We start from the raw sequence: 23,389 nt of genomic DNA, 5'->3' as shown, positions 1-23,389 counted from the left end.
CGCACTTAACTGAAAAAGTGAATATGACTGAAAATTTTGCACAATTATTTGAGGAAAGCCTCAAGTCCATCGAAACCCGTCCAGGTGCCATTGTTAAAGGTACTGTTGTAGCCGTTCTGAAAGACGTCGTCATGGTTGACGCTGGTCTGAAGTCAGAAGCCGCTATTCCGGTTGAGCAGTTCAAAAATCTGAGCGGCGAAATCGAAGTAAGCGTTGGCGACATCATTGACGTAGCTTTAGATGCGATTGAAGACGGTTTCGGTGAAACTCTGTTATCTCGCGAAAAAGCCAAACGTCATGAAGCCTGGGTACGCCTGGAAAAAGCTTGTGATGACAAAGAAACTGTTATCGGTGTTATTACCGGTAAAGTTAAAGGTGGTTTCACAGTTGAAGTTGACGGTATTCGTGCATTCTTGCCTGGTTCATTAGTAGATGTACGTCCGGTGCGTGACACTCTGCACCTGGAAAATAAAGAACTTGAGTTCAAAGTTATCAAACTAGATCAAAAGCGTAACAACGTGGTGGTATCACGTCGTGCCGTTATTGAATCAGAAAGCAGCCATGAACGTGACCAGTTGTTAGAAACGCTGGAAGAAGGCATGGAAGTTAAAGGTATCGTTAAGAACCTGACTGACTACGGTGCATTCGTTGACTTAGGTGGCGTAGACGGCTTATTGCATATCACTGATATGGCATGGAAGCGCGTTAAGCACCCAAGCGAAATCGTTAATGTTGGCGACGAAATTCCAGTAAAAGTACTGAAGTTCGACCGCGAAAAGCAGCGCGTTTCTTTAGGCCTGAAGCAAATGGGCGAAGATCCGTGGGCAGCTATTGCTTCACGTTACCCAGAAGGTGCTCGCATCACTGGTCGCGTAACTAACCTGACTGATTACGGCTGTTTCGTTGAAATCGAAGAAGGCGTTGAAGGTTTAGTACACGTTTCAGAAATGGACTGGACCAACAAAAACATCCACCCATCTAAAGTTGTTAACTTAGGTGACTCTGTGGAAGTTATGGTGCTGGAAATCGACGAAGAACGTCGTCGTATTTCATTAGGCCTGAAGCAGTGTAAAGCTAACCCTTGGGAAGAGTTCGCTAAGGGCTTTAACAAGAGCGATCGCGTTAGCGGTAAGATCAAGTCAATCACTGACTTCGGTATCTTCATCGGCTTAGACGGCGGTATTGATGGTCTGGTTCACTTATCAGACATCAGCTGGAACGCTACCGGCGAAGAAGCGGTTCGTGACTTCAAAAAAGGCGACGAAGTACACGCAGTTGTACTGCAAGTTGACCCAGAGCGCGAGCGTATTTCTTTAGGTATCAAGCAGCTGGACGAAGATCCGTTCAACGGCTACCTTGCTGACAACAAAAAAGGTGCTATCGTTAAAGGTGAAATAACTGCCGTTGACGCTAAAGGCGCTACTGTGATGTTAGAAGGTGCGGTAGAAGGTTATGTTCGAGTATCTGATATCGCGCGTGAGCGTATTGAAGATGCCACTACAGTACTGAAAGTTGGCGAAGAAATTGAAGCTCGTTTAATGGGTGTTGATCGCAAAAATCGCGTAATCAGCCTGTCAATCAAAGCGAAGTTCGAAGCTGAAGAAAAAGAAGCTATGGATACTGTCAACAGCAATCAACAAGAAGCTGATTTTGGTGGTAACGCTATGGCCGAAGCATTTAAAGCTGCTAAAAAGCAGGATTAATTGCTAACGAAGCAGGGGGCTTGTGCCTCCTGCTTTATCCAACAGCAGGTTTGCCGGAGGGTCTATGACCAAGTCTGAATTAATTGAAAAATTAGCTACTGATTTCCCGCATATTCAGGTCAAGGATGTTGAAGCTTCTGTTAAAGAAATCCTCGAGCAGATGGCACAATCATTAGCAGGCAATGAGCGTATCGAAATCCGTGGCTTTGGTAGTTTTTCTCTTCATTATCGTGCACCACGTGTAGGTCGCAACCCAAAAACCGGCGACAAGGTTGAATTGGATGGTAAATATGTACCGCATTTCAAGCCGGGCAAAGAGTTACGTGACCGCGTAAAAGACAATACCTGATCTCATTTCATTGAGTTTGCAGGTGTAAACGGAGTTTCCCTTGCGCAGACTACTTTTTATTGCCGTATTGGTAGCCCTGATTGTAGTAGGGGTGCTGTTTGGTTCTATTAATCAGCAGATGGCTGATTTAAATCTTCTGATTGTCAGTGCTCGTTTAAGAGTTGTCGATATAGCGCTGATATTTTTATTGTTAGGCATCACATTTGGCCTGATGATCGCTTTGTTATATTCATTGCAACGTAAAGCTAAGGGTTGGCTGCGTAAATCAACGGATAATAGCTAGTTTATGTTAGAGCTGTTGTTTTTGTTATTACCGGTAGCAGCAGCCTACGGCTGGTTTATGGGCCGCAACAGCGTTAAGCACAAAGAGCTGAAAGGCCGCGCCAACATTACCCGCAACTTATCTTCTGGTTTAAATTTTTTACTCACCGACCAGGAAGATAAAGCCATAGAGCAGTTGTTGGAGCTGTTGGACATTGAAGCCGCTACTATTGAAACTTATCTGGCGCTGGCTAATTTGTTTCGTCGCAAGGGCGATTGGGACAAAGCCATTCGTATCCATGAAAAGTTACATCAACTAAAGCTACCCAAGCCACAGGCACAGCAAATCCAGTTTGAATTGGCGAAAGATTATTTTTCTGCAGGTTTATACGACAGAGCAGAAAAGCTGTTGGTTAATTTGGTGAAATCACCGGCATTAGCCGAAGCCGCATTAAAACAATTATTCAGTATTTTTATTGCTACTCACGAATGGCATAAAGCGCAGCAGTACAGTAGTGCAGTAGATAATACTGAATCGCGCTCGTTGCGTATTGCTCAGGCCAATATGCAAATTGAAGCGCTGAAACCGCAAGCACAGCAAACACCTGATGCGCTGCTGCAATTGGCAGAACATTATCCGGCTGCTATCCGACCTAAGTATGAGCTGGCTCAATGGGCCATTAGCCGGCAACAGCCGGAATTGGCAAAATCGGCACTTTTGTATATTGTGCAACACAAACCGCAGTGGAGTGCCGAAATACTGCCAATGCTACAACAGTGTGGCCTGGCAGATGATGAGTGGTATCAGCTGCTTAGCCAGTTAGCTAATAAACAGCACAATATCAGCGCAATAGTGTTATTAGCCCGTTGGTTGGCAGAGCACGGTTCAGACACTGCCGCTGAGCAATTTTTGCTGGATAAGTTAAAACAACAACCGGGGATCCGCCTATTTCAGCAGCTGTTGCAAATACGCCAGCAGCAGTCTGCACCTGCAGCTGAAGTGTTGTCCTCAGTTGAAGAGCTGGTTAACGCCTATCTGGAGAAAAAGTCTTTATATAGTTGTCGTAATTGTGGCTTTAAAACCCGCAAACATTATTGGTTGTGTCCGTCGTGTCAGCAATGGGAAAGCGTAGAGCCTATTCGCGGTATTGATGGTCGTTAGAAGGAAAACACATGTCTTGTCAAACCCGGGTGGTTGTCGCCCTTGATTTTGAACAAAAAGCCGCTGCACTGAATCTGGTCAGCCAGCTAGACCCAGCCTTATGCCGGTTAAAAGTTGGCAAAGAAATGTTCACCCATTTTGGTCCGCAGTTTGTGCAGGAGCTGCAACAGCGCCGCTTTGAAGTATTTCTCGATTTAAAGTTTCATGATATCCCCAATACTGTGGCTAAAGCCGTTAAAGCCGCCGCCGATCTTGGTGTGTGGATGGTTAATGTGCACGCCAGTGGCGGCAGTAAAATGATGGGCGCGGCAAAAGAATCTTTGGTATCTTATGGTACTGATAAGCCTTATCTTATTGCAGTTACGGTATTAACTAGCATGGAGCAGAGTGATTTAACAGAGCTGGGTATTAACCTGACACCGGAACAACAGGTTTTAAAATTGGCCGCTTTAACCAAAAATGCCGGCTTGGATGGAGTGGTATGTTCAGCACAGGAAGCTACACTGTTAAAACAACAGTTTGGCAACGCCTTTTGCTTGGTTACACCAGGTATTCGTCCGGCCAATGCTAGCCAGGACGACCAAAAACGCGTGATGACACCGGCTCAGGCTTTAGCTGTTGGCGTCGATTATATGGTGATCGGCCGTCCCATTACCAAGGCTGCAAAGCCGTTGGACGCACTAGACGCCATAGTACGGGAGCTAGCAAACGCTTAATTAATTAGGAGGTTAGGGTGGATGGCATAAACCTCGCAATATTAGTTGGCGGTTTTCTTTTTATAATAAGTATTATAGCAACGCTTATTTCGGCGCGCCTAGGCGCGCCTATGCTATTAATATTCCTTATCATTGGCATGCTAGCTGGCGAAGAAGGCTTGGTTGGCATTCAGTTTGACAATCCCCAGGTTGCATTTTTAATTGGCTCAATAGCGCTGGTGATCATTTTGTTCGATGGCGGCATGCGCACGCACCCGGAGCGCTTTCGCGTTGCGCTTGCTCCGGCGTCAATGTTGGCGACAGTTGGCGTGGTGTTAACTTGCGGTGTTGTCGGTCTGTCTGCCGCCTACTTACTCGATATGACGCTGCTACAAGGTTTATTACTTGGGGCAATTTTAAGTTCAACTGATGCTGCCGCTGTGTTTTCTATTTTCCAGTCGCAGGGGTTGCGAATTAAAGACCGGGTTGCTTCCACACTAGAAATAGAGTCGGGGAGTAACGACCCGATGGCCGTTATGTTAACGCTGACATTAGTTGCGGTGTTGGCTGAAGGTAAAGTGTTAAGTTGGGATGTTGGCCGCAGCTTTCTACAACAAGCCGTTGTTGGAGGTGTACTAGGCTATGCAGCAGGGCGTGTATTTGTATTTTTGTGCCGGAAACTGCCTTTAAGTTTTGCTTTTTTTCCGTTGCTGGCAGTGGCTAGCAGTTTGTTTACCTATGCTATCGCCAACACTTTGGGTGGCAGTGGCTTTTTAGCCGTCTATTTAATGGGGTATCTTGTCGGTAACGCCCGTTTGCCACAAATCATCCACATTCTGCGGATGCACGATGGTTTAGCTTGGATAAGCCAGATCAGTATGTTCCTAATGCTAGGCTTGTTAGTGGTTCCCAGCAACTTGATGAATCATCTGTTACCGGCATTAATATTGGCCGGTATTTTAATTTTTATCGCCAGACCCATAGCGGTGTTTTTCAGCTTGATCCCATTTCGCTTTCCTGCACGTGATCAATTATTTATTAGCTGGGTTGGTTTGCGCGGCGCAGTGCCTATCATTTTGGCACTATTTCCCTGGCTGGCAGGAATGCCGGACGAACATCTGTACTTCGATGTTGCTTTTGTCGTCGTTATTGTTTCCTTAGTTGTCCAGGGTTGGAGCATAGTACCGGTTGCGCGCTGGTTAAAACTGGAAGTTCCAAAAGAGTTGGCACCAGATCAAGCAATGCCTTTAGATGCAGTGCCTAGTAACGACGTCATGGAAGTGCTTGCGTTTACTGTCACTGATAGCTCACCTGTGCTGGCATTGAGCTGGCAGGACTTGCAGTTTAAGCAACCAATCCAGTTTTTAGGCGTATTACGTGATGGCGAATGGATATTGCCGGACAAAAAACCGATATTTAACGCCCGGGATACGCTGATGGTGATGGCAAAGCTAAAACACGTACAAAAAATTAGTGACGTTTTAGCCAACGACGCAGAAAAATCGGTGCTGACTAACAGTAACTTCTTCGGTGATTTTGTGCTTAACGGTGCCATTAGCCTTAGTGATTTAGACTCTTTTTATACCATTAACTTTGACGGCCAGGACAAACAGCAGACACTGGCAGGTTATATAGGCCAACGTTTCCACCGCCGGGTGGTTATTGGCGACCAGGTGCAATTAGACCAACTGTTATTAACGGTGCGTCAGGTTAATGAAGCTGGAGAAGCTACGCAGGTGGGTATTAAACCGGTGAATAACTAACGCGGTTATTTGGTGCCAACACTAAGTGAATGTAGTGCTATTCGAAAAGGCCCTGCGGTTTTATCTGCCAGCATAATGCCAACATGAGTTACATCGGCAAAGTTGAGCGTTGGAAAATTGGGCATCGTTCGACCGCGATATCTGCCGGTAAAATCTTGCAGAGTAAAGGCATAGTCATGCTTATGCGTTTTTGGCGTAAATTCAGCAACATAAGCCACACCTTGTGGCAGGAAGGCTGTTTTCAATCGCAGTTGATAGCGTCGGTCATCTGCCGTGACATTCAGGACAAGCCGCTCAATAGTAGCAGACGCCAGCGGGCGTAATAATTTAAATTCGACCGATGCAAAACCGCCATTATTCGCCAGCGATAAGTTACCGCTGAATAGCAGTGTGTTTGCCTGTTGCCTGACGTAACCATTAGAGTGGCCGCCCATAACCGTATCATGAACCAACATAATTCGTTCAAACTGGCTGCTATCCGTAAAATCAAACTGAACAGTTTCATTCATTGTCATTACCCTGTTAGTTTCAGGCTCTGCGGCAATGATTTTGCCTGATATAACATCAGACCAGAACAGTGCTGTTAGTAACAAAAACCGGCTGAAACTGATCTTCATACATAAGATCCGCATTATATATAGAACACACATTTAATCCCGCGGAAGATGCACAGACGCACGTACTTTAAAAAACACTATGACAAAGTTATGCTACAGCAAGGTGTAATGCAGCCCGTTAGCCAGCCGCCATGCGGCGGTCGGAGACGTCCAGGGGCAAAATTCGCAGCGCCGCAGACGGCGCAATAGAAATGCGCAAAGCGCGGAACGCTAAAGCGAGCCAATGCTTGGCTTCGCCAGGGCGCGAACGGGCGGCGGATTGAACGGTGGCAGGTTTGCGCAAAAATGATAGGTGCTACCAAAAGCGGGTTTGGCTCCCGCTGTGCGTCTTCCTCCGGTCGATGCTCGCTGCTTGGCCTTCGGCCATTTATTTAATCCGGATGCGATTTCTCCAATATTGCTCAATGAGCACAATGACGACTGTTATAGCGGGTGTTCAATATACTTTGCTGTGCTAAGCCACCAACACCGCCCGTCCTGCCATTACAAACGCTGCCACCATACCGACAAGCCACATTAGCGAACGGGTGGTGGCGTAGTCTAACCAGTAGCACACCAAATATGCCACACGACTGACGATAAATACCCAGCCTAACGTTACGGTAGTTTCATCTACCGCATTCAAACCAACTGCACTAAACACGGCACAGGCATATATTAATAGCGCTTCAAAGCTATTGTAGTGCGCCGCTTTGGAGCGCTGGCCAAAGCCGGTTAGTGTGGCTTGCTGCGCACGCGGATTGTGGTTGTCGTAACCGCCGGATTTTTGCATAGCAAACGCCAGTGGCGCTTTGGCCAAAAATGGCAGCAGCATGGCGACAAATAAACTAAGCAGTAACGCAGACAGCATAAATACTCCTGAATATTGATGATTTGATCAATGCACTATAGTGCCACAGCGCTAGTTAAAACTGCAAAACGGTCTCCGTTTCAAGCTGCCACGACATTCACAAATCTAGTACCAGTGCCGGCGCGGCAATAATGAGTGAGGTGATGATTGCGGCAGGCGATTCCTGGGGCGCGTTAACACAAGGCCTGACTGGCAGCTATAGCGGTATACAGGATCAGGAAAACGGCCCACTAATGTTAAGCCGTGGTTTAGGCCTTTTTGCTCATGGCATTATCGATCAGCACTTTGATCGCAAAGCCCGCTTTGGCCGGCTGATTGTTGCCACGGAAAAACACCAAGCCGATTTTCCGCTTGGCTTTGGCATTGATGAAGATGCCGCCCTGGTGTATGACGCCAAAAGCGGTGATGTGCAAGCCATCGGTTACGGTGCTGTTACGCTGGTTGACGTGTCCCAAGCTGTGCGGTCGGATAACCCGCACGGTTATCAGATTGACAATGTCCGCATCAGCATTTTGCAGGGCGGCGATAAGTACCATGTCAGTTCACGCCAATTCTCGGCGCAGCCTGACAAATTGGCTACCGTCGGCAGTGAATATCTGAATATTGCTAAACCGGTCGTCTCTGGAGTGTTTAGTCGCAATACGCGATTAAAAGATATGCTAACCTTTGATTTAGTCGACAACAAAGGCACAATAGAGGTGGTTAGTTATTTGATGCAGAGCGAGGGGCCGGGTTTTACCCTGCGCTTTAGCCAGGATGAACATACCCAGGGCTACTGGCAGTATCTGGATGGGCTAAAAGATAACGGCAGTGCATTTAACGTTAAGCTAAGTATAACACCAAGCCACTTTAGCATTACCGAGCTTAAGCCTTAACGGCTAAACCGCAGCGCCGGTTAGGTGGCGCTGCGGTTTAGTTACTTAAGTGAAAGTCGGCCATCAGTGCAGCGAGACGCGCGGTAGAGTTACAGCGCTTCGATTTGGAAATTACCTTGTTTTAAAGCTTCTGCCAGATCGTGCGAGCGCCTTATAACCTGCTGCCAGTAATTAATTCGAATGGCATCGGGCAATTTAAAATCCGTGCGATCAGGTATTTTGCCAAAAGGTAACGACCGCACCCACTGCTCGCTGGGACACAGCAGTACCACGTTGTGCAAATAAGCCGGATTGGTTTTGCGCCATGTCAGGGCTTTATCAAACCAGCCTGGCGTAAGAGTCGGGTAGAAGTGTGGATACAGCACCAGACCCTGCTCAGTAAAAGGCAGGTCAAAGTGGTAATCGGTAACGCCACCATCGTAATACAGGCCTGCACCGGCGCCGGCAATATTTTCTACCGGGTTTAACACCATCGGAATAGCGCCGCTGGCCAGCACGGCCTGGCGCAGATTAGCCAGAGTTAACTCAACATGCGCAGTGGGTAAAGCACCGGCATGGTGAAACGGCGATATCTCGCCTGGTGCATGAAATAGCACACGCTGAAAAAAATGTTGCAGATGTTTACGGTTCAGCAAATTAGCGCCCGCCGCCAGCGTCAGCACACCTGCTTGCAGTAATTTATGCCGTGCAGATGAAATACGCCGTGCTTTGGCCACCACCAGATTCAGCTTAATAAACCGGTTGTCCAGAACTTGCTGCAGCTCGGTGTCAGTTGGAAACACATCGTCAATAATAGCGGCTGAAATCTGGCTGATAAGCGCGGTATCCGCCCCTTTGGGGTAGCGAACATGGCTGTATGCATGGCAAAACCGCTTAGACGCCGCGACCGGATCGGCCTGTGCAAAACAAGCAAAACGCCAGGCACCGGCCGAGCTGCCGAGCAAATGCAGCGCTGTTGTGCGTTGGCTAAAAAAGTCGGCAAACAGATATTGATCCAGACCAAACAAACAGAACCACTTCGGCCCGCCGCTGGCGCCCACCATAACGCTAAAGTCGGCTTGATTAAGACCATGCTGTTTTATACGGGCCATTGCCGTTGGGCCGGCGAGCAAGCGTAGTATTGGCTTGGTCATATTGTAGCTGTGCTCATGTCTTTATTACACAGCGCTGGCATACAGCCGGCGATACATATGCTCAGCGTAATCGTCGGTCATGCCGGAGATATAGTCACAAATTACCCGCGTTTTAAGTTCATCGGCAGCCAGTTGCCAGCGTTGTTGGGTATTGGCCGGTAGCAAGCGGGAAGGATCGGAGCTAAACGCATCGAACAGTGCCATCAACATGTTTTGACAGCGAAAGCGCGACTGTTGAATGTCTGGCCTAGAAATAACACAGCGGTACACCAGCTGTTTTAGGCAATGCAAAATAGCTTGCGGCGCATCGGCCAGTAACGCGTTATAACGTATAAGCGGCTCTACTGCCTGTGGCAGCACCTCGGCCAGTGTTACCGAGCTTATTAGCAAGTTAACCAGCGAGCCTATTGCATCCTTACGCAAATGATGTTGATTGCTAAACAGCGCCGTGCCGATACGCTGCATTTGTTGCTGAAAATCTGCTGGCAACGTACTCCAGTCGCTGTACTGCATCCACTGTGCTTCGCTTATATTACCCAGCACGATGGCATCCTCAAGGTCGTGTACGCCGTAGGCAATATCATCGGCCAATTCCATAATAGAGGCATCAAGCGATTTATAGCGTGACTTAAGATAGGGCGATGCGGCCAAATGCTCGGTGCTTTGAAACAGGCTGCGATCTGCGCTATTTAACGGTGCCAATATCCAGCTAAGAATATCTGCATCAGCTGCGAAAATGGCTTTCGCGGGTTTCCACGGCGTCAAATTTAGTGGGTTTTGTGCCATTAGCTGTTCGTGCTGTAAATCTGGCTGTAACACCGGATATTTTAGTAAGCCCAACAGGGTACGCCGAGACAAATCCATACCGTGTTGCTGGGTATAAGGCTCAAGCTTGGCGACAATCCGCAGCGTTTGGCCGTTTCCTTCAAAACCACCGGCGTGCAGCATTTTGTAGTTCAGCGCGGTTTCACCACCATGGCCAAACGGTGGGTGGCCTATATCGTGTGCCAGACACAGTGCTTCCATCAGGGCATCTTGCGGCAGCATGTCCAGCAACTCGCCCTGTACCTTGCTGCGCAATTGGCTAACTAAACCGGTGCCAATCTGAGCAGCTTCCAGCGAATGCGTCAGCCGGGTACGGTAGAAGTCATTCTGGCCAATGCCGAGGATTTGAGTTTTAGCCTGCAAACGCCGAAATGCAGCGGAGTGTAGAATGCGCGCCCGATCGCGCTGCCACGGAGAACGTTGATCACCGGGTCTTGTACTAGCGGCGCCGGAGTGACGCTCAGACCAAACAGAAGATGGCATGATATTCCTTGTTAATTCAGCCCAGTACTAACAGTAATGCTGTGGTATAACGTAGGCTTATAGTACGTTAAATGGCCGCAAACTTCGAGTACACAACGTCGACAATAAAAAGGTTAGACAGCACCGTTCTTATACTGTATAAAATAACAGTAACTTAATCAGGGGGAACCACCATGGCTGTGATTATCAAGTATGTAGTAGAACGTAACGGAGCTGAAAAGATGACTTTTACCTCTAAGGCCGAGGCTGACGCCTATGACAAAATGCTCGATACAGCCGATGAGCTGTCCCGTTTTTTAGCAGGCACTAACCTGATAACTGACGAAACGCAAACCGAAGCGTTGGCGTTATATCTGGCACAGCATAAGGACGACTTGCTGGTAGCCTTAGGGGCTAAAAAGGCCGCAGCCAAACCAGAAAAAAGCACAGTGCCAGATAAACCTTCAAAAGCAAAAATAGCAGCGGTAGAGCAGGCGGCTTAATTAGCCTGCTGTCTTTGTTGCCAATAGTTGTTAAGGTCTGCTTTTACTTCCGGTAAAAGCAGATAAAGCGCCAATATGTTCGGTACAGCCATTAAAAAGATCATCGAATCAATAAAATCAAACACAGCCATGACATTGGGTACTGCGCCAATTGACACGATTAAACAAAAAAACACTTTATAAAGCTGTGTAAAACGCGGGTTTTGGCCAACCAGATAGCGCCAACCGGTTAAACCATAATACGACCAGCTGATTACCGTAGAAAAACCAAACAGCAATAACGCAACCATCAGCACCCATGGAAACCAGCTAAATACTGACGCAAAAGCACCAGAGGTAATTTGCACACCATCCAAGCCGGGGGTTTGATAAGCGCCGGTTAAAATGATCACCAGTGCCGTAATGGTGCAAATAACCACCGTATCAATAAAGGGCTCTAACAGGCCAACAAAACCCTGACTAACCGGGTCTTTTACCTGCGCTGCAGCATGGGCAATAGGAGAAGAGCCAATGCCCGCCTCATTAGAATAGGCGGCACGACGAAAACCCTGAATAAGAACACCAATAAAGCCACCATATCCGGCTTCTGGTGTAAATGCGCCTTGCACGATTAACCACAGTGCCGCGGGTATAGCGCTAAAATGGTTGGCTATTACCAACAACGAGGCAAGCAGGTAAATACCGCACATCAGTGGCACCAACTTACTGGTTACCCGGGCAATACTTTTTAAACCACCAATAATTACCGCGCCAACCAACAAGGCATAAATTGCGCCAAAAACCCAAGCGTTATCAAAACCGGTAACACTTTGCACCTGCACAAAGCCCTGATTAACATGCACAAAACCGGCTGATCCAAATATAACAAACACTGAAAACGCCATCGCTAGCACAGTACCAAGCAACGGCAGGTTAAATTTATCCAGCGCGGCTTTTATGTAGTACATCGGCCCGCCAGATACGGTGCCGTCGGCATTGAGTTGGCGGTATTTTACGGCCAGGGTACATTCGACAAACTTGGTTGACATGCCAAGCACGCCGGCAATAATCATCCAAAAGGTAGCTCCCGGGCCACCTAAGCTTATAGCCACGGCCACCCCGGCAATATTGCCCGTACCAACGGTACCTGACAAGGCTGTACTCAAGGCTTGGAACGGCGTAATTTCCCCCTTGGCTCCGCTGCGTTTATTACCGCGTAACAAGCTTATGGCATGGCCAAAACCACGCACGTTAATAAAACCCAAGTAACCGGTGAATACCAGCGCACCACTAATAAGCCAAATAAGCACCAAAGGTATAGTTACGCCGTTAATATCAAAGGCGTAAAACACCACAGCGGCTAGCTGTGTAGTCAGGCTCTCAAAAGCCAGTTGCAACGAAAACGTATCATTCATCATTTACATCAGCGGTATGGACGGCCATTTAATTAGCAGCAAGACTACTGTGTTATGACAATAGAAACAAGAAGTTCAGCGAAAACAGCCGACGTTGATTGTCGCTTGCTCGAATAACTCTTATGCTGTTATCAGCAAATATGGAATACTGACTTATGACAGCGCCACATCAACATAAACAGCAAGATGCCGCGCAACAGCATGGCTCGGAGCCGCAACATGGCCGGCATACTCATACTAACAGTCATCACAGTCATCACAGTCATCACCATCATGGGCATCAGCATCACAGTGAAAGCAGCAATATAGCGCTGGCTTTCTGGCTTAACTTTGGTTTTGCCTGGGTCGAGATTGTTGGCGGTATACTCACCAACAGCGTAGCCATTATTGCCGATGCCATTCATGATTTAGGCGATAGTCTGGCAATTGGCTTTGCCTGGATAGCCAGTAAAGTAGCGGGCAGGAAGCCGACGGCGCGCTATAGTTATGGTTATCGGCGCTGGTCGTTGCTAAGTGCATTAATCAGTGGGCTGATTTTATTGCTGGGGTCGACCTGGGTGTTGTCTGAAGCCATACCGCGTTTATGGCAGCCACAATTGCCGCACACCAGCGGTATGTTCGCACTGGCTTTGCTCGGCATTGCAGTAAACGGTGCTGCGGTGCTGCGCTTACGAGGCGGTAAAACGCAGAACGAAAAAGTGCTGAGCTAGCATCTACTAGAAGATGTGTTGGGCTGGGTGGCGGTGTTACTAGGCGCTATTCTGATGCATTTTACCGGCTGGGCCTGGCTCGACCCGGTGTTATGTATCGCTTTTACGCTGTTTATAGTAGTCAACGTACTAAAAAGCCTACGGCAAACACTAGCACTGTTTTTACAAGTAACACCTGATCCTGCGTTACAGCAACAAATCAGAGTGCAGCTGGCCGAGCTGGATTTTGTTAAAGGTATTCACCATCTGCATCTGTGGTCACTCGATGGCGAGCAGCACGTATTAACCATGCATCTTGAAATAGCCACACCGGCCAATTTTAACGAGCAGTTGGCGTACAAAAAGCAGATCGCAACATTGTTAGGCCCTTATAAATTAAGCCATACAACGGTGGAGTTTGAAGTAAGTGGAGAAGCCTGTCGAGATAGCCACTAGACAGGCTTTGCTGTGTTGCAGTTATTGGCTGTAGCCGGGTAAAAACTGCGCCAATTTGCCGATAGCGGACTCTAGCTGCTCTTTGTGGGGCAAGAACACGATACGAAAGTGATCCGGCTCAGGCCAGTTAAAAGCGCGGCCATGCACCAGTAGCACTTTATGTTGTCGTAAAAAGTCCAGTACAAACAACTCATCATCTTTAATGCGGATTTTTTTTCGGTCAATTTTCGGGAATAAATACATAGCACCTTTGGGCCGCATGCAACTGATACCATCAATTTGCGTGACCAGTTTATGGGCTAAATCCATTTGCTCGTAAAGACGACCACCCGGTACCACTAATTCGTTAATGCTCTGATAACCACCCAGTGCTGTTTGTACCGCATGTTGGCAGGGCACATTGGCACACAGTCGCATTGAGGCCAATACGTTTAAACCTTCAATGTAGTGTCGGGCCAGGTGCTTGGCGCCAGAGATAAACAGCCAGCCAACGCGAAAGCCTGCAATGCGGTAATTCTTCGACAAGCCACCAAAGGTCAGCATAATTAAATCGTCTGCCAAAGAGGCGGTGCTGACATGCTCGGTACCGTCGTACAGCACTTTGTCGTATATTTCATCGCTTAACACCACTAAACGGTGTTCGCGGGCAATTTTTAACAACTCCATCAAAAACGCTTTGTCGTACACAGCGCCTGTCGGGTTATTCGGATTAATCAGCACTATCGCTTTGGTTTTTTTACTGATTTTGGCTTTAATATCGGCCAGATCCGGATACCAGTCTTGTTGCTCATCACAACGGTAATGCAAAGCTTTGCCACCGGCTAAATTGACTGCCGCTGTCCACAGCGGATAATCAGGGGAGGGCACCAACACCTCATCACCATTGTTTAACAGCGCCTGCAGCGACATCAAAATCAGCTCAGATACACCATTACCAATGTAAACATCGTCAGCGTCAGCACCTAAGATGCCACGCTGCTGATAATACTGCGCCACGGCAACCCTGGCAGAATAAATGCCTTGCGAGTCTGAATAGCCCTGGGCTGTGGGCAGGTGATGAATAACGTGCTTGAGAATTTCGTCTGGTGCTTCAAAACCAAACGGCGCAGGGTTACCGATATTCAGTTTAAGAATACGATGACCTTCTTCTTCCATGCGTTTGGCTTCTTGGGCGACAGGGCCGCGGATGTCATAACAGACACCGTCTAACTTTGTTGAGCGCTCGATGGGTTTCATAACAACGACCTTAATCTCTCCGTTTTAACCGTCCAGACAGCTACATTGCTGTGGCCCTATGTTTTCACATAACGGCTGCGCCTTTGCAATGGTTACAGCCGGCTTTTATGCAAAAAAAGCCGTTAAAGCAGTTTTTAATCGTATAAAAGCGTTGATGCAGGTAAAATGCCCCCGTCTTGGTGTAGCAAACAGGTTACCGACCTGGCAAATAAGCTGGGTGAAACAGGTAGCTTACAGGTGATAGATGTTACTGAAAAAAATTACGCTTTTTACTGTCTGGTCATCAATTGTAATGGCAGCACTAAGCCCATTCCTTGAGCTTGAACCGGTAAAACAACTGGATTCGTTAGATGAGTGGCAAAAGCCCAGTAGGCTTGAAGCGTTAACCGCTGCGGATAAGAAAAAAGTACTGCAGCGCCTGGCATATACCCAACCGGCACCAGTTTTTGTCTCTCTACCAGACTTTAACGATTACAAAAATACTACCGAAAAAAAACGGGCTTTTTTCAACTATCTGCGCCCTTATGTAAAACGTGAAAATGCCCGTTTGCGTTCTCTGCGCCAACAACTGTTAGACATTTTAGAGAAAAAACAAAAGAAACTGAGAATGTCACTGGAAGAGTACGCATTTCTATATAGTTTATACGATGAATTTCGCATGGAAGTGGCCGAAACTGATGAGGCCATGCTGGAAGAATTATTGCTAAGGGTCGATGTGATCCCGGATAGCTTAGTGCTGATGCAAGCGGCGAATGAATCTGCATGGGGGACCAGTCGTTTTGCCGTAGAAGGCTATAACTTTTTTGGCCAGTGGTGTTTTCGCGAAGGCTGTGGCCTGATCCCGAATTCACGTTTAGAAGGGCAGAACCATGAGGTCGCCAAATTCGACAACCCTGCGGCGAGTATTAAAAGCTATTTTTATAATCTCAATACCTTTCATACCTATGAAACGCTAAGAACCATTCGCGCAAATATACGTACTCAGGGTAAGCCGGTGCGCGGTGAAAGTCTGGCTGCGGGGCTGGGCGGGTATTCAGAGCGTGGTGAAGACTACATTGCTGAAATAAGCAGTATGATCCGCTTTAACCGTAAGTTACTGGAAGAATAATATGCGTTATTTGATGCCTCTGGCGTTGCTGCTGGCTGCGCCGGTGTCGGCTGATTTAGTACTGAACTACAACGGCTTTTATGGCCGGATGAAGAAGCTGCAGCAGCCACAGTACAGCGACATCACGCTGGCCTTTGCGTTAACCGAACAGCAATCCGGGCTACCTTGCCAGTTTTATCAACTTAAACTGGTAAGCGACAGGCATGATCTTAGCTTAGAGATGGCCGGTAATGGCGAGATCAGCCTGCCTTACGACGAAGCCCTCAAAGACAGCAATGCCGTGTTGCAGGTGCTGCAAGCAGACAATTCAGCAAGCTGTCAGGTGCAGTTTCGCTTGCGTTCACGTATGCGTTTACCAACTGAGTTAACGCTTAGCCAATTACAACACTACCGCAGCCAGTTTGACGTACTGTTAGATGATATGTCCGGCATGAGTAAATATTGGTTACCCGACGTCATCGGTGTCATTGTTGAGTTCGCTGATGATGTAACTATGCCGCCGTTGAGCAGTGCTACAGCTGCAGTCACCAGCTGTCAAGGCAAACGCTGTGTCATCCGACTCGACACTGTACTTACAGAAGATAGCCGCTGGCTATTTCAGCAACGGCCTATCTATTTGCTGCCGCTAATTGATGTAAACGCAAACTAAGCCCGTAGCTACGCATTTAACAACGGCTATTAGCTTAATGCCATAATTTGAATGGTGCTGCTGTGCTGTAATGACGCTTGTTCAGCAGTGTCTTCATCAGTAATAAATCCAACCGGTATCTTAGGTACGGCTTCTTTATCAAAGGCCGTGTCTCGCTCACTAAGCGGCGTATCTTTATTTAGGCTGGCAAAATCGAACAGTGCTTTGTCGATCATGTGCGATGGTACGATATTTTGCATGGCCTGAAACATGGTTTCAATTCTACCTGGAAAGCGTTTATCCCAGTCTTGCAGCATTTCTTTTACGACCTGGCGCTGCAAGCCGTCTTGCGAGCCGCACAGGTTGCACGGGATAATTGGAAACTCGCGGGCAATTGAGTACTTTTCAATGTCTTTTTCTTTGCAATACGCCAATGGCCGGATAACGATATGCTCGCCATTGTCGCTCACCAGCTTCGGCGGCATTGATTTCATCTTGCCGCCGTAAAACATATTTAAAAATAGTGTTTCAAGCATGTCATCACGGTGGTGGCCTAAGGCTATTTTTGTTGCCCCCAACTCTTTGGCTGTGCGGTATAAAATACCCCGGCGTAGTCGTGAGCACAGTGAACAGGTGGTTTTACCTTCAGGGACCTTTTCTTTCACAATTGAGTAGGTGTCTTCGGTAACAATTTGAAAATCGACGCCAATGCGGCTTAAGTATGCCGGCAATACGTCGGCAGGAAAGCCGGGTTGTTTTTGGTCCAGATTTACCGCAACAATGCTGAAACTGATGGGGGCAGATTGCTGCAAATTAAGCAGAATATCCAGCATAGTATAAGAGTCTTTACCACCAGACAGACACACCATAATCTTATCGCCGTGTTCAATCATATTGAAATCAGCTATTGCCTGGCCTACGCCTCTGCGTAAGCGTTTATGCAATTTGTTGAGATTATATTGTGCTTTTGCTTGCGCTGCGTGTGTCATAACCACTACTACCCGAATGAAAAGGCGCACATTATAGCCAACTGTGCGCCAATACCAAAGCAGGCTGCAGTTTAAATATCAGTTAAAACTCAGTCTTTCTGCAACGGGCAAACAAAATTTGCGGGTTTTACCGCCAACACATCACAATCCAGCCGGTCAATAACATGCTCAGCCGTGTTACCAATTATTGCAGCCGATAATCCGGTACGGCCGATGGTGCCAATCACCACCATTTCTGCATCTAGCTGTTTGGCCAATTCCGGTAATACATCTTCTGGCATACCCTCCTGCACATGATAATGTTGTGCGGACATATCAAACTGGGCAGCTAGCTTCACCACGGCATCAATATGATGATGTATCATCGTACTGTTGTATTCCTGCGGGTTAAACTCTGGTATTTCTATGGCGATATTGACCGGTGTTCCGGGATAAGCATTAACCAGATGAGTTTGGGCGCTTAGCATAGTGGCCATTTGCTGCGCTTTGTTGACCACGCGCTGGTTTAACTCCAGATGATGCTGTTGTTCGCTACCGGCATTAACCGCAGCGATAATATTGCCACCTTTAGGCCAATCATGATCTTTGACCAATAATACAGGGCAGGGGCACTTACGCAGAATATGCCAGTCTGTTGGGGTGAAAATCATCGATTTAAGTACATCATGATCATGAGTACCTTTAATGACTAAATCGTAGTTATGCTCTAAAACAGCCAGTACGATGGCCTCAAATGGCCGATTATGCCAAACCACCTTGATGTCAATATTAATACCACCTGCACGTGGTGCAGCCAGGTAATCACTGATCCATAATTCACGGTCTTTAATAACGGCTTGACGCATAGATTCGCGCTCTTCGCCGGACAACATTGTAGTCATCTCATACGAAAAATCGTATACCGATAGAAATGCAGTTAATTTGCCGCCTTGTAACCGCGCGAGTTCAATGGCACGGTTCAGTGCTTTTTGCTGGTCCAAGGTTGGGTCAAGGACTACTAAAATATTGTTGTAGGTTGTCATGGCCGTCTCCACACTAAACTTATGCTTTAAGTGTAGTCAACTTAGCTTAAATTGCAGCTTAGAGCTTTGCTCCAGCGCAAAGATGGGACGGTTTTTCCGGGGCTGTCTGTCGCTGTGTTACTAGCGAATTTATCGTGCAATGTTTAACAATGCGCGGTCAACGCCGCCAGTGTTGAAAGGGCTGTGTTATCTTTAATCGTGATCAATTTGCCATCAACCTGGATCAGTTGTTCTTTATCAAGCTTGCTTAACAAGCGACTAATGGTTTCTACCGTCAACCCCAAATAGTTACCAATGTCACTGCGGGTCATTGTTAGTCGAAACGCGCTCGCTGAAAAACCCCGGCTGGCATAACGCTGTGCCAGTTGCGACAAAAACGTAGCTAATTTTTGTTCTGCTGTTTTGCGGTTAAGCAGCAACATCATTTGTTGATCTGCTTGAATATCCTGGCTCATCAAGCGCATTATCTGTTGCCGAAGCCGTGGCAGCTGGTCAAGCAGAACCTCCAGATTGGGTAACGGAATTTCACACACCATGGCCGTTTCAAGTGCTTCTGCATAACTAGGGTGCAGCTGGTTACTTAAACCATCAAAACCGACAATATCGCCTGGTAGATGAAAACCGGTAATCTGCTGCTCGCCCAGGTCGGTAAGGGTAAAGGTTTTAAATGAGCCAGTACGAATAGCAAATAATGACTTTTGCGCAGTACCTGACTCAAACAACATATCGCCTTTGTGCAGTGGTTTTTTACGCTGAATAATATCGTCCAGCTTAATCATTTCTGCATCACTAAGCGAAAACGGCAGACACAGCTGGCTAAAACCACAATCCTGACAATTTATTGCAGAGCGTTGCATAATTACGTCCTTTACAGTTTGCTAAAATACCCACACCACGCTAGCTTAAAAAACCAACCGGCACACAGCAAGCCAAATGGTGTAACCCGCATATATTGCCAGCAAAACCGCTGTACCGTATCGAAATATAGGCATATTTTTTAATTTTATTAATTTATTGGCAGCGCTGCCGGTAAAAAGTATCGCCGGCACAGTGCCTAATCCAAACGCCAGCATAAGTAGGGCACCGCTTGCTGCACTACCGCTTGCCAGGCTCCAACCTAAGGTACTGTATACCAAACCGCAAGGCAGTGCACCCCAACATAAACCATAGCCATATGCTTTGGCGAATGAATCCAGCGGTAGTAGTCTATTGGCCAGAGGTTGCACATTACGCCACAGGTTTTGTCCCAGCCGTTCTAGATGTAGCAGACCAAACCACAGCCGGCTGATATACAGCGCCATCATTAATAGCAATATACCAGCCAGTAAACGTAACCATATTAGCGACGTGCCCGCTAACTGCATAGCACTAACGCCAAAATAACCTACCAGAGCACCAAACACCCCATAAGTCGTTAACCTACCCAGACTAAGCAACAGTTGTTGTTGCAACTTACGACGAGAGCTGAGAGTTGGCATAGCCAATTGCAACGCCGCGGCAATACCGCCACACATCACCACACAATGGCTGCTGCCAATCAGGCCAATTAACAGCGCTGCGATTAAATCGGCGCTTAGATTGCTCATTGTGGTGGTTTATCCTGCGGAGCATGCGGTTGTTTACTGCTGTCAGCGTTGTTTTCATCAAACAAGATACTAAAACCTTCTTTGTCCAGATCATCAAATTGCCGCGCGCGTACCGCCCAAAAAAAAACACCCAAGCCAATAATTACAAACAAGATAGCGATGGGGATCAATACATAGATGACACTCATTTTTTCAACAACCTTAATGAATTAGACACTACCAACAGCGAGCTGAATGACATACCCAGTACAGCGATGTACGGCGAAACAAATCCCGCGACGGCTAATGGAATAATTAATACATTGTATGCCACCGCCCAGCGCAAATTTTGCTTAATAATATGCTGAGCAGTGTTGCTGCCGTGTAGCAAATCACTTAGTAAGCGTAAACTGGGCTGCAACAATACCACATCAGCCTGATTTTTAGACAAATCACTACCGCTTTCTAAAGTGACCGAGACATGGGCGGCATGAAAACTTGGGCTGTCATTGATGCCGTCACCCAACATCATTACCTTATGACCTGCGTTGACCAACTGGGTTATCTCGCTAACTTTTTGTTCCGGACTACAGCCTTTTACCATAACGTCAAAATGAAGTTGCTGTTGCAATTCATCGGCTTGTACTGAACTATCACCGGTTAGCATCATCAGCTTGTAACCGCGCTGGCGTAACAACGTTAATAGCGTTGGCACCTCCGGGCGCATAGCATCGCTAAGGTTAACGCTCGCTATTGCCGCGCCATCAACGCACAAATAAACCATAGCATCACCCTCGACAACGCGGCAAAAAGCCGCGCTGCCAACACAGATCAATTGACCATTGCAACGCGCACTGATACCGGCACCAACGCTAATATTCACTTCAGTTAGCACCAGTTTATCGCTTAAATAAGGGGCAAATGCGCGAGCAATTGGATGCTCTGAATAACTTTCCAGATTAGCAATCAGGTTTAATATCTGGCTTTGATGGTATGTATTGTTTAACCGGTTTACCGTCGTAACTGAAAAACGGCCTTCGGTGAGCGTGCCTGTTTTATCAAACACGATATAGCTAAGTTCTGGTAGCACGTCGAGAACAGCAGAGTTTTTAATCAGCACACCACGACGGTTTAAACTGGCCAGCGCACAGGTTACTGCAGTCGGGGCCGCCAAACTCAGTGCACAGGGGCAGGTTGCTACCAGCACTGACAAGGTAACCCAGAACGCCCGCTCAGCATCGAGCCAAAAATACCACACGACAAAGGTAACCAGGGCAATGAGTAATAAACGCTCAACAAAAAAGCGCGCCAACCGATCTGTTTTTTCTAATACGGCAGGCTTTTGGCTTAGCGTTCGTTGTTGTAGCGTAATGATCTGCCCCAACCGCGATGCAGCCAAAGGCTTATTTACTTTTATATACAACAAGCCATCATGATTAACGCTGCCAGCCAGCACCGTAGCACCCATAATTTTGGCTACCGGAGCATATTCCCCGGTGAGCATCGACTCATCCACTGAACTACTACCCTCAATAACTTCACCGTCTGCTGCTATGGTTTCGCCCGGTTTTATCAAAATGGTGTCGCCAGCGTTAAGACGCCGGGCCGACACACAAATTTGCTGGTCATCGACCAGCAAGGTTGCACTGGCAGGCATAATTTTTAACAGGTTGCTGGTAGCATCACGCGCTCTCGCTCTGGCGCGATATTCAAAAAATTTCCCGAGCTGCAGTAAAAAGGTAAACATGCACACCGATTCAAAATACACCTCGCCGGTATTAAATACAGTAGCATAGGCTGAGGCCAGAAAAGTGTAGTAGATAGCCAGGCTAACTGGCACATCCATATTAAGCTGTCGGGCTTTAACTCCCCGCAAGGCACTTTTGACAAAAGGCAGGGCCGCATACAACACTACCGGCAGTGATAATAATAAACTTATCCAGCGCAAATAGCCCTGATGTGACGTTTCGATACCGGTGTAATCACCAAAATAGAGTGCCACTGCCAGCATCATAACTTGCATGGTCATTATGCCCGATACTGCCAACCGCGTTAAAAAACGGTTTAACTCAGATCTAAACTGCTGCTCTTCCCGATCAGCAACAAAGGGGCTAGCCTGATAACCAATTTTAGCCAGGCTACTTAGCACAGTACTAAGCGGTGTTACATCGGCCTGCCACACTAAATGGCAGCGTTGAGTGGTCGAGTTAACATTCACCTGCTGCACAGCAGGTAGTTGACGTAATTGTTTCTCGATAAGCCAGGCACAAGCAGCACAACTTATACCGCTAATCGACAATTCTATTTCTGTATACTGGCCATTGCGGATGCTGACATCGGATAAGACGTCAGCTGCATCAAAACTATCAAGTTCGTTTAGTATGGCGTCGGGCAACACCTGGGCTTTAGTTGCCGGCTCAGAGCGAAAGCGGTAATAGTCGGCCAAATTGGCACTAATAATAGTATCAGCAACGGCCTGACAGCCAGCACAGCAGAATGCTCTACTTTGGCCATCAAAGTTCAGCGAAAATTGGATACCAGCCGGAATGGGTTCATTGCAATGAAAACAACGTTCTGTGCTCACAGTTAACCTTGTTAGTAACCCAGCTTAATTTCATTGTTGGCTGGTAACTGCAGTGTGGCACGCAGTTTCCATTCTTTGGAAGCATCAGAAACCACCAACTGCCATTTTCCTGTGGGAGTAAGCGGTAGGGTAGCGACGTATAATAACTCTCCGCTACGCTCTGCATCTATTGCAAAGTCACGGTCAGCTAATGTTGGATGGTAAAAATCGAGATGCACAGTGCCTTCCAGCACGCTATTTTCGGCAAAGCGTACTACTGCACGATTACCCGCCAACAGCACACTGGCGTCTAAATTGCGCAGTGCCGCTTCTCGATATTTTGCCAGCTGCATATTGATGGCGCGTCCAGCTTTGTAATAGTCATCGACCACCAAATCTGGCGAATGCTGTTGCATCACCACTATGGTGTGCACCGCTTTAAGTGCCGTAGCAACCGGAATAGCAATTAAAATCCATGGCCAAAGCTGTTTATACCAGGGTTTTGTATCTAGCTGCATAACTACCTCGCACATGATAAAAC

At 47.3% G+C, this 23,389-nt stretch carries 23 protein-coding genes and 1 pseudogene; 11 read left to right on the top strand and 13 right to left on the bottom strand.

Translation table 11 applies throughout. The features are described from left to right. The first annotated feature begins 23 nt into the window (after positions 1 to 23). The 6 genes from rpsA (at position 24) to I4W93_RS05100 (ending at position 5,933) form a co-directional block, all read left to right on the top strand. Positions 24 to 1,703 carry a 30S ribosomal protein S1 gene (gene rpsA, locus I4W93_RS05125; protein WP_205310795.1) on the top strand — a complete coding sequence of 560 codons (1,680 nt, stop codon included), beginning with the start codon at positions 24 to 26 and terminating at the stop codon, positions 1,701 to 1,703. Between the two features lie 64 nt (positions 1,704 to 1,767). Continuing rightward, positions 1,768 to 2,052 (top strand): integration host factor subunit beta, encoded by a 285-nt coding sequence (gene ihfB, locus I4W93_RS05120; protein WP_134054744.1) that lies wholly within the window; start codon positions 1,768 to 1,770, stop codon positions 2,050 to 2,052. Between the two features lie 40 nt (positions 2,053 to 2,092). Further along, on the top strand, positions 2,093 to 2,335 hold the full coding sequence (locus tag I4W93_RS05115) for a LapA family protein (protein ID WP_205310463.1): 243 nt from the start codon (positions 2,093 to 2,095) through the stop codon (positions 2,333 to 2,335). Positions 2,336 to 2,338: 3 nt separating this feature from the next. Beyond that, positions 2,339 to 3,475, top strand: coding sequence for a tetratricopeptide repeat protein (locus tag I4W93_RS05110; RefSeq protein ID WP_205310464.1), 1,137 nt, complete (start codon positions 2,339 to 2,341; stop codon positions 3,473 to 3,475). A gap of 11 nt (positions 3,476 to 3,486) precedes the next feature. After that, positions 3,487 to 4,191, top strand: a complete 705-nt coding sequence (pyrF, locus tag I4W93_RS05105) for an orotidine-5'-phosphate decarboxylase (protein ID WP_205310465.1) — start codon at positions 3,487 to 3,489, stop codon at positions 4,189 to 4,191. A gap of 17 nt (positions 4,192 to 4,208) precedes the next feature. Then, the gene (locus tag I4W93_RS05100) at positions 4,209 to 5,933 is read left to right on the top strand and encodes a potassium/proton antiporter (RefSeq protein ID WP_205310466.1); all 1,725 of its coding nucleotides are present in this window, start codon (positions 4,209 to 4,211) and stop codon (positions 5,931 to 5,933) included. Between the two features lie 5 nt (positions 5,934 to 5,938). Here the strand turns inward: I4W93_RS05100 and I4W93_RS05095 are convergent, their stop codons facing one another. Both I4W93_RS05095 and I4W93_RS05090 read right to left on the bottom strand, forming a co-directional pair. After that, positions 5,939 to 6,550, bottom strand: a complete 612-nt coding sequence (locus tag I4W93_RS05095; RefSeq protein WP_205310467.1) for a CIA30 family protein — start codon at positions 6,548 to 6,550, stop codon at positions 5,939 to 5,941. A 454-nt stretch (positions 6,551 to 7,004) separates the two neighbouring features. Continuing rightward, a complete protein-coding gene (locus tag I4W93_RS05090) occupies positions 7,005 to 7,400 on the bottom strand; it encodes an MAPEG family protein (RefSeq protein WP_205310468.1) in 396 nt (131 codons plus the stop codon). Positions 7,401 to 7,531: 131 nt separating this feature from the next. On the opposite strand from I4W93_RS05090, the gene I4W93_RS05085 reads away from it, so the two are divergent. Beyond that, a complete protein-coding gene (locus I4W93_RS05085) occupies positions 7,532 to 8,275 on the top strand; it encodes a hypothetical protein (protein WP_224673269.1) in 744 nt (247 codons plus the stop codon). Between the two features lie 89 nt (positions 8,276 to 8,364). Here I4W93_RS05085 and I4W93_RS05080 read toward each other — a convergent pair whose 3' ends face one another. After that, a complete protein-coding gene (locus I4W93_RS05080) occupies positions 8,365 to 9,408 on the bottom strand; it encodes a patatin-like phospholipase family protein (RefSeq protein WP_205310469.1) in 1,044 nt (347 codons plus the stop codon). 24 nt (positions 9,409 to 9,432) lie between these two features. Next, positions 9,433 to 10,716: an anti-phage deoxyguanosine triphosphatase gene (locus tag I4W93_RS05075; protein WP_205310470.1), complete on the bottom strand. Its 1,284-nt coding sequence runs from the start codon at positions 10,714 to 10,716 to the stop codon at positions 9,433 to 9,435. A gap of 173 nt (positions 10,717 to 10,889) precedes the next feature. On the opposite strand from I4W93_RS05075, the gene I4W93_RS05070 reads away from it, so the two are divergent. Continuing rightward, positions 10,890 to 11,198, top strand: a complete 309-nt coding sequence (locus I4W93_RS05070; protein WP_205310471.1) for a YebG family protein — start codon at positions 10,890 to 10,892, stop codon at positions 11,196 to 11,198. Here I4W93_RS05070 and I4W93_RS05065 read toward each other — a convergent pair. Continuing rightward, entirely contained in the window at positions 11,195 to 12,595 is a 1,401-nt protein-coding gene (locus tag I4W93_RS05065) for an alanine/glycine:cation symporter family protein (RefSeq protein WP_224673266.1), read from the bottom strand. The two genes, I4W93_RS05070 and I4W93_RS05065, sit on opposite strands and share 4 nt — an antisense overlap. A gap of 152 nt (positions 12,596 to 12,747) precedes the next feature. Between I4W93_RS05065 and I4W93_RS20425 the strand changes: the two are divergent. Then, positions 12,748 to 13,737 (top strand): annotated as a pseudogene (locus I4W93_RS20425) (cation diffusion facilitator family transporter). A 21-nt stretch (positions 13,738 to 13,758) separates the two neighbouring features. Here the strand turns inward: I4W93_RS20425 and I4W93_RS05050 are convergent. Further along, entirely contained in the window at positions 13,759 to 14,973 is a 1,215-nt protein-coding gene (locus I4W93_RS05050) for a pyridoxal phosphate-dependent aminotransferase (protein ID WP_205310472.1), read from the bottom strand. Positions 14,974 to 15,217: 244 nt separating this feature from the next. Between I4W93_RS05050 and I4W93_RS05045 the strand changes: the two genes are divergently transcribed. Further along, positions 15,218 to 16,081, top strand: coding sequence for a glucosaminidase domain-containing protein (locus I4W93_RS05045; protein ID WP_205310473.1), 864 nt, complete (start codon positions 15,218 to 15,220; stop codon positions 16,079 to 16,081). A gap of 1 nt (position 16,082) precedes the next feature. Continuing rightward, positions 16,083 to 16,730 (top strand): DUF2987 domain-containing protein, encoded by a 648-nt coding sequence (locus I4W93_RS05040; protein ID WP_205310474.1) that lies wholly within the window; start codon positions 16,083 to 16,085, stop codon positions 16,728 to 16,730. Between the two features lie 29 nt (positions 16,731 to 16,759). On the opposite strand, the gene ttcA is transcribed toward I4W93_RS05040, so the two are convergent. The 7 genes from ttcA to I4W93_RS05005 form a co-directional block, all read right to left on the bottom strand. Continuing rightward, the gene (gene ttcA / locus I4W93_RS05035; RefSeq protein ID WP_205310475.1) at positions 16,760 to 17,698 is read right to left on the bottom strand and encodes a tRNA 2-thiocytidine(32) synthetase TtcA; all 939 of its coding nucleotides are present in this window, start codon (positions 17,696 to 17,698) and stop codon (positions 16,760 to 16,762) included. 89 nt (positions 17,699 to 17,787) lie between these two features. Beyond that, positions 17,788 to 18,720: a universal stress protein UspE gene (uspE, locus tag I4W93_RS05030; protein WP_205310476.1), complete on the bottom strand. Its 933-nt coding sequence runs from the start codon at positions 18,718 to 18,720 to the stop codon at positions 17,788 to 17,790. A 143-nt stretch (positions 18,721 to 18,863) separates the two neighbouring features. Then, positions 18,864 to 19,577 (bottom strand): fumarate/nitrate reduction transcriptional regulator Fnr, encoded by a 714-nt coding sequence (gene fnr / locus I4W93_RS05025; RefSeq protein ID WP_205310477.1) that lies wholly within the window; start codon positions 19,575 to 19,577, stop codon positions 18,864 to 18,866. A gap of 45 nt (positions 19,578 to 19,622) precedes the next feature. Beyond that, positions 19,623 to 20,306 (bottom strand): sulfite exporter TauE/SafE family protein, encoded by a 684-nt coding sequence (locus I4W93_RS05020; RefSeq protein ID WP_205310478.1) that lies wholly within the window; start codon positions 20,304 to 20,306, stop codon positions 19,623 to 19,625. Then, positions 20,303 to 20,494: a cbb3-type cytochrome oxidase assembly protein CcoS gene (ccoS, locus tag I4W93_RS05015; RefSeq protein ID WP_205310479.1), complete on the bottom strand. Its 192-nt coding sequence runs from the start codon at positions 20,492 to 20,494 to the stop codon at positions 20,303 to 20,305. The genes I4W93_RS05020 and ccoS overlap by 4 nt, the downstream gene beginning before the upstream one ends. Beyond that, complete coding sequence (locus I4W93_RS05010) at positions 20,491 to 22,869, bottom strand: heavy metal translocating P-type ATPase (RefSeq protein WP_205310480.1); 2,379 nt, start codon at positions 22,867 to 22,869, stop codon at positions 20,491 to 20,493. Before I4W93_RS05010 ends, ccoS begins: the two co-directional genes overlap by 4 nt. Before the next feature lie 11 nt (positions 22,870 to 22,880). Beyond that, positions 22,881 to 23,366: a FixH family protein gene (locus I4W93_RS05005; RefSeq protein WP_205310481.1), complete on the bottom strand. Its 486-nt coding sequence runs from the start codon at positions 23,364 to 23,366 to the stop codon at positions 22,881 to 22,883. Positions 23,367 to 23,389: the final 23 nt, after the last annotated feature.

The sequence above is a fragment of the Rheinheimera maricola genome, assembly GCF_016918075.2.
Taxonomy (GTDB): domain Bacteria; phylum Pseudomonadota; class Gammaproteobacteria; order Enterobacterales; family Alteromonadaceae; genus Alishewanella; species Alishewanella maricola_A.
Note: the sequence above shows the minus strand (reverse complement) of the source record. Positions and strands in the feature narration are given on the sequence as shown.

What these genes read in the sequence shown, in the direction of transcription:
- I4W93_RS05085 (WP_224673269.1), top strand. Translation starts at nt 7,532, where the DNA reads ATGAGTGAGGTGATGATTGCGGCAGGCGATTCCTGGGGCGCGTTAACA.
- I4W93_RS05110 (WP_205310464.1), top strand. Translation starts at nt 2,339, where the DNA reads ATGTTAGAGCTGTTGTTTTTGTTATTACCGGTAGCAGCAGCCTACGGC.
- ihfB (WP_134054744.1), top strand. Translation starts at nt 1,768, where the DNA reads ATGACCAAGTCTGAATTAATTGAAAAATTAGCTACTGATTTCCCGCAT.
- I4W93_RS05020 (WP_205310478.1), bottom strand. Translation starts at nt 20,306, where the DNA reads ATGAGCAATCTAAGCGCCGATTTAATCGCAGCGCTGTTAATTGGCCTG.
- I4W93_RS05090 (WP_205310468.1), bottom strand. Translation starts at nt 7,400, where the DNA reads ATGCTGTCTGCGTTACTGCTTAGTTTATTTGTCGCCATGCTGCTGCCA.
- rpsA (WP_205310795.1), top strand. Translation starts at nt 24, where the DNA reads ATGACTGAAAATTTTGCACAATTATTTGAGGAAAGCCTCAAGTCCATC.
- I4W93_RS05050 (WP_205310472.1), bottom strand. Translation starts at nt 14,973, where the DNA reads ATGAAACCCATCGAGCGCTCAACAAAGTTAGACGGTGTCTGTTATGAC.
- pyrF (WP_205310465.1), top strand. Translation starts at nt 3,487, where the DNA reads ATGTCTTGTCAAACCCGGGTGGTTGTCGCCCTTGATTTTGAACAAAAA.
- ttcA (WP_205310475.1), bottom strand. Translation starts at nt 17,698, where the DNA reads ATGACACACGCAGCGCAAGCAAAAGCACAATATAATCTCAACAAATTG.
- I4W93_RS05080 (WP_205310469.1), bottom strand. Translation starts at nt 9,408, where the DNA reads ATGACCAAGCCAATACTACGCTTGCTCGCCGGCCCAACGGCAATGGCC.
- ccoS (WP_205310479.1), bottom strand. Translation starts at nt 20,494, where the DNA reads ATGAGTGTCATCTATGTATTGATCCCCATCGCTATCTTGTTTGTAATT.
- I4W93_RS05045 (WP_205310473.1), top strand. Translation starts at nt 15,218, where the DNA reads ATGTTACTGAAAAAAATTACGCTTTTTACTGTCTGGTCATCAATTGTA.
- I4W93_RS05070 (WP_205310471.1), top strand. Translation starts at nt 10,890, where the DNA reads ATGGCTGTGATTATCAAGTATGTAGTAGAACGTAACGGAGCTGAAAAG.
- I4W93_RS05065 (WP_224673266.1), bottom strand. Translation starts at nt 12,595, where the DNA reads ATGATGAATGATACGTTTTCGTTGCAACTGGCTTTTGAGAGCCTGACT.
- I4W93_RS05005 (WP_205310481.1), bottom strand. Translation starts at nt 23,366, where the DNA reads ATGCAGCTAGATACAAAACCCTGGTATAAACAGCTTTGGCCATGGATT.
- I4W93_RS05095 (WP_205310467.1), bottom strand. Translation starts at nt 6,550, where the DNA reads ATGAAGATCAGTTTCAGCCGGTTTTTGTTACTAACAGCACTGTTCTGG.
- I4W93_RS05040 (WP_205310474.1), top strand. Translation starts at nt 16,083, where the DNA reads ATGCGTTATTTGATGCCTCTGGCGTTGCTGCTGGCTGCGCCGGTGTCG.
- I4W93_RS05075 (WP_205310470.1), bottom strand. Translation starts at nt 10,716, where the DNA reads ATGCCATCTTCTGTTTGGTCTGAGCGTCACTCCGGCGCCGCTAGTACA.
- uspE (WP_205310476.1), bottom strand. Translation starts at nt 18,720, where the DNA reads ATGACAACCTACAACAATATTTTAGTAGTCCTTGACCCAACCTTGGAC.
- fnr (WP_205310477.1), bottom strand. Translation starts at nt 19,577, where the DNA reads ATGCAACGCTCTGCAATAAATTGTCAGGATTGTGGTTTTAGCCAGCTG.